4 protein-coding genes are annotated in these 4,905 nt (G+C 68.8%); all 4 read left to right on the forward strand.

Annotation, left to right across the window (positions count from 1 at the left end):
* Nucleotides 1-286: 286 nt before the first annotated feature.
* Nucleotides 287-1,519, forward strand: coding sequence for a L,D-transpeptidase (locus tag R6V09_RS45945; protein ID WP_317887423.1), 1,233 nt, complete (start codon nt 287-289; stop codon nt 1,517-1,519).
* 166 nt (nt 1,520-1,685) lie between these two features.
* Entirely contained in the window at nt 1,686-2,942 is a 1,257-nt protein-coding gene (locus R6V09_RS45950; RefSeq protein ID WP_317887424.1) for a L,D-transpeptidase, read from the forward strand.
* Nucleotides 2,943-3,027: 85 nt separating this feature from the next.
* Nucleotides 3,028-3,795 carry an enoyl-CoA hydratase/isomerase family protein gene (locus tag R6V09_RS45955; protein ID WP_317887425.1) on the forward strand — a complete coding sequence of 256 codons (768 nt, stop codon included), beginning with the start codon at nt 3,028-3,030 and terminating at the stop codon, nt 3,793-3,795.
* Nucleotides 3,796-4,080: 285 nt separating this feature from the next.
* Nucleotides 4,081-4,584, forward strand: a complete 504-nt coding sequence (locus R6V09_RS45960; RefSeq protein ID WP_019074483.1) for an ATP-binding protein — start codon at nt 4,081-4,083, stop codon at nt 4,582-4,584.
* Nucleotides 4,585-4,905 lie beyond the last annotated feature (321 nt).

Genomic DNA, 4,905 nt, shown 5'->3' on the forward strand with positions numbered 1-4,905 from the left:
GGTGCCTGGTGCGGGGCGCCGTTCAGCGCGGGTGCGTCGCGTGGCGCCGGTACGGCCTCCACCGCGTGCTCCACCGGCACGCCGTCGTCGACGCGCCCCTCCTGCACGGCCTCCTGCTCGGCTGCGCTCGACACCGTCCGGCCTCCTGCGGCTCATGGAACGACGAGGTGAAGGGCGCGCGGCGTCCCGGTCGCGTGTGCCTGTCATGTCGTCCTCCCCACTGTTCTGCCCAGAGCTTGCGTCGCACTCACGTTTCCCTGAGGCGGGGCCGCTCGTTGAGCACCCCGTGAGGCATGCACAAGGGCGCGCGCGGCGCGCGGGGGTCGCACTGGCCGCCGTACTGACATGGGCAGGACTGCTGGCCGGAGCCACCGGCTGTACTTCGGACGGCTCGGGCGGGGGCGGCATCGACGAGCTCTTCGGCAAGGCACCGGCGCCCGAGGATGTGATCCGGATCTCGCCGGACGACACCGCCAAGGGCGTCAAACCCGACCGGCGGCTGGTGGTCCGGGTGCCCAGCGGACGCCTGGAGTCGGTGCAGGTCGTCAAGGAGCAGGACGCCCAGGACACCCCCGTCCCCGGCCGTATCTCCGACGACGGACTGCGCTGGGAACCCGAGGACACGAAGCTCGCCCTGGCCGCCCGGTACACCGTCGACGCGGTCGCCCTCGACGGCCACGGCCGCCGATCCGCCCGGCACACCACGTTCACCACCTACGTCCCCGACGAACGGTTCATCGGATACGTCACCCCCGAGAACCGTGCCACCGTCGGCACCGGGATGATCGTCTCCCTCGGCTTCAACCGGGACATCGAGAACCGGGCCGCCGTCGAACGCGCCATCCACATCACCGCGAAACCGGCCGTCGAGATCCGCCCGCACTGGTTCGGCAGGACGCGCCTCGACTTCCGCCCCGAGTCCTACTGGAAACCCGGCACCCAGGTCACCGTCTCCCTGCGCCTGCGCGACGTCGAAGGCGCACCCGGCGTCTACGGGCTGCAGTACAAGACGTTCTCCTTCACCGTCGGCCGCAGCCAGGTCTCCCTGGTCGACGCGGCGAAGCACACCATGGAGGTGCGGCGCGACGGCGACCTCCTGGCCACCGTGCCGATCACCGCCGGCGCCCCCGGGCGGACGACGTACAACGGGAAAATGGTGGTCATGGAGATGCTGGAGGTGACCCGCATGAACAGCCGCACGGTCGGCTTCGGCGGCGAGTACGACATCCCCGACGTCCCGCACGCCATGAAGCTCACCGACTCCGGCACCTTCCTGCACGGCAACTACTGGGCGCCGGCCGCCCCCGGACACGTCAACGTCAGCCACGGATGCGTCGGTCTGCGGGATGTGAAGGGCGGGAGCTCGGACACCCCGGCCGGCTGGTTCTTCGACCGCAGCATCGTCGGGGACGTGGTCGAGGTCGTGCACAGCAACGACAAACAGGTCGCTCCCGACAACGGCCTGGGCGGGTGGAACATGGGTTGGAAGGAGTGGAAGGCGGGCAGCTCGCTCAAGTGACCGGAGAAGGGACGGGCCCCTGCGTCAGGCGGCAGTTGAAGTTGCGACCGAACGGTGACATTCACCTGACACGAAGCTCAAATCCTGGCGGTTAATATGCGCGGACGCGCACGTCAGATGCGCAAAGGGGTGCGGGCCGGACCGGGCCCGGCGAGGGGAGAAAGTCTTGAACGTGCGACCGATATCGGGGGCGTCGGTTGACGCGCGCGGCCGGAGAAACAACGGGTTGCTGGCGCTGATCCTCGGCGTGCTGCTGCTCGCCGTCACCGCGTGCGGAGGCGGTGGCGGTGGCTCCGACTCGGGGTCCGGGTCCGGCTCCGGCGACAGTAAGGGCAAGGCCTCGGACACGGCCCAGACCAAGCAGTCGCAGGCGGTCGTCACCATCGCCCCCAAGGACGGCTCCAAGTCCGTCGACACCAGCGGCGCTCTCAAGATCAGCGCCGCGAAGGGCAAGTTGACCGAGGTCACCGTCAAGGACGCGGACGGCGCCAAGGTCTCCGGCGCGATCACCGGCAGTGGCGCGAGCTGGACGCCCGCGACCCATCTCGCCGCCGCCACCAAGTACTTGGTGCACGCCGTCGCCAAGGACTCCGACGGCCGGGTCGCCGCCGAGGACTCCAGCTTCACCACCCTGACCCCGAAGAACACCTTCATCGGCGACTTCACCCCCGAGGACGGCTCCACGGTCGGCGTCGGCATGCCCTTCTCGGTCAACTTCACCCGGGGCATCACGCACCCGGACGACGTGAAGAAGGCCATCACCATCACGACCGTGCCCGCCGTCGACGTCGAGGGCCACTGGTTCGGCAACGACCGCCTCGACTTCCGCCCCGAGAACTACTGGAAGTCCGGCACCAAGGTCACCGTCAAGCTCAACCTCGACGGCGTCGAAGGCCGTTCGGGCGTCTACGGCAAGCAGTCCAAGACGGTCACCTTCACCATCGGCCGCAACCAGGTCTCCGTCGTCGACGCCAAGAAGCACACGATGAAGGTCACCCAGGACGGCAGGACCATCAAGACCATCCCCGTCACCACCGGCAAGCCCGGCTACGACACCTGGAACGGCCAGATGGTCATGAGCCAGAAGCTCGAAGTGACCCGGATGAACGGTGAAACGGTCGGCTACGGCGGCGAGTACGACATCAAGGACGTCCCGCACGCCATCCGCCTGACCACCTCCGGCACCTTCATCCACGGCAACTACTGGGGCGGCGGCGCCTTCGGCAACTACAACGCCAGCCACGGCTGCGTCGGCCTCCGCGACGTCAAGGGCGGCTACAGCAGCAGCGTTCCGGCCGCCTGGTTCTACAACCACTCGATGATCGGCGATGTCGTCGTCGTCAAGAACTCCAACGACGAGACGGTGGCGCCCGACAACGGCCTCAACGGCTGGAACATGTCGTGGGCCAAGTGGAAGGCGTGACGCTCTCCTAGAGACGTACTACGGGCCCGGCGCTGTGACCGACAGCACCGGGCCCGTTGTCGTTAGCGGCGGTTAACCTGCCACCATGACCGTGAATCTCGAAGTCGCCGAGGGCGTCGGCACCATCCGCCTCGACCGCCCGCCGATGAACGCGCTGGACACCGCCACCCAGGACCGCCTCAAGGAACTCGCCGAGGAGGCCACGCGCCGCGAGGACGTGCGGGCCGTGGTGATCTACGGCGGGGAGAAGGTGTTCGCGGCGGGCGCGGACATCAAGGAGATGCAGCGCATGGACCACGCGGCGATGGTCGTGCGGTCGCGCGCGCTGCAGGATTCGTTCACCGCGGTGGCCCGTATCCCCAAGCCGGTGGTCGCGGCCGTCACCGGCTATGCGCTGGGCGGGGGCTGCGAGTTGGCGTTGTGCGCGGACTTCCGGATCGCGGCGGACAACGCGAAGCTCGGACAGCCGGAGATCCTGCTCGGCCTCATCCCCGGTGCGGGCGGCACACAGCGGCTGGCCCGGCTGATCGGCCCGTCGAAGGCGAAGGACCTGATCTTCACCGGCCGTATGGTCAAGGCGGACGAGGCGCTCCAACTGGGCCTGGTGGACCGGCTGGTGCCGGCCGCCGAGGTGTACACGGAGGCGCACGCGTGGGCGGCGCGGCTCGCGCAGGGGCCGGCGATCGCGCTGCGTGCCGCGAAGGAAGCGATCGACACCGGTCTTGAGACGGACATCGAGACCGGCCTCGCGGTCGAACGGACATGGTTCGCCGGGCTGTTCGCGACCGAGGACCGTGAGATCGGGATGCGCAGCTTCGTCGAAGAGGGCCCCGGCAAGGCGAAGTTCCGCTGAACCGGACGGTCAAATACCGCTCAGCCCCTTGCAATTGACGCGATGTCTCATACAGGTCCCTCGGCGGCACGGTTTATGGGAACCTTAACGTGACCTTAAGCCTGCCTTGTCGAGGGAGCCTGTCGATTGCCTCCAACAGAGCCTTCATCGCAGGTCGGAGGGGTTGCGGCCGACACCGAAATGCCTTTGGCATATGCCGATCGGATGTCGCGGAACGGGTGCTTCCGGGGGGCGTATTCCTCCGGAACCGCCCCGGAGGCCGTCAGGGGCGGCCATGATGGACGCATGGCGGGGCTGGAAGGTATCGGACAGCCGCGGGGACAAGGCCGTGCGACCGCGGCGCGCTGGTCGCCTGCGGTCGAGGACGAGCGGGCGCTCAAGGCGATCGAGTTGTTCGGCGATCCGACGGAGGCGGAAGTTCCGCTCCCGTCCCGTCCCGAGTCCGCCGCCGCGGCCCGCCGGCTCACCCAGATCGTCGTCCTGCGGCACTGGGGACTCAGCCCGAAAATGACCGAGGACGCCGTCCTACTCGTCTCGGAACTGGTGGGAAACGCCGTACGGCACACGGGCGCCAGGGTGTTCGGACTGCGGATGAAGCGCCGTCGCGGCTGGATCCGCGTCGAGGTCCGCGACCCCTCCCGGGGCCTGCCCTGTCTGATGCCGGTCCAGGAGATGGACCTCAGCGGTCGAGGTCTCTTCCTCGTCGACAAACTCTCCGACCGCTGGGGCGTCGACCTGCTGCCGAGAGGCAAGACGACGTGGTTCGAGATGCGCGTCGCTGACCGCTAGGCCGGGCCGAGTTCGTGCGGGCGCCCGAGGTGACCGCCCTGGGGGCTGCGCCCCCAGACCCCGCTTCGGCCTGAACGGCCTCGTCCTCAAGCGCCGGACGGGCTGTTCATGTCGACCGCCGCTGAAAGGCGGGCGCGACCCGGAAAGTTCGCCCAATCGGGTTAATGGCCACTTTTCTTACCCAACGCCCCTTAAATGGACCGGGTGACCACGACCGACCGCCGTACGGCGTTGCGTGCGGGTGCCGGGCTCGTCGCCGGGGGCGCACTCGCCGCCGGATGTGCCACGACCGGCCCCACCGCATCCCCCGCGACTCCCGCC

The organism is Streptomyces sp. W16, assembly GCF_033194735.1.
GTDB lineage: Bacteria > Actinomycetota > Actinomycetes > Streptomycetales > Streptomycetaceae > Streptomyces.

Coding starts and splice junctions, on each gene's coding strand:
- R6V09_RS45960 (WP_019074483.1), top strand. CDS start 4,081: ATGGCGGGGCTGGAAGGTATCGGACAGCCGCGGGGACAAGGCCGTGCG.
- R6V09_RS45955 (WP_317887425.1), top strand. CDS start 3,028: ATGACCGTGAATCTCGAAGTCGCCGAGGGCGTCGGCACCATCCGCCTC.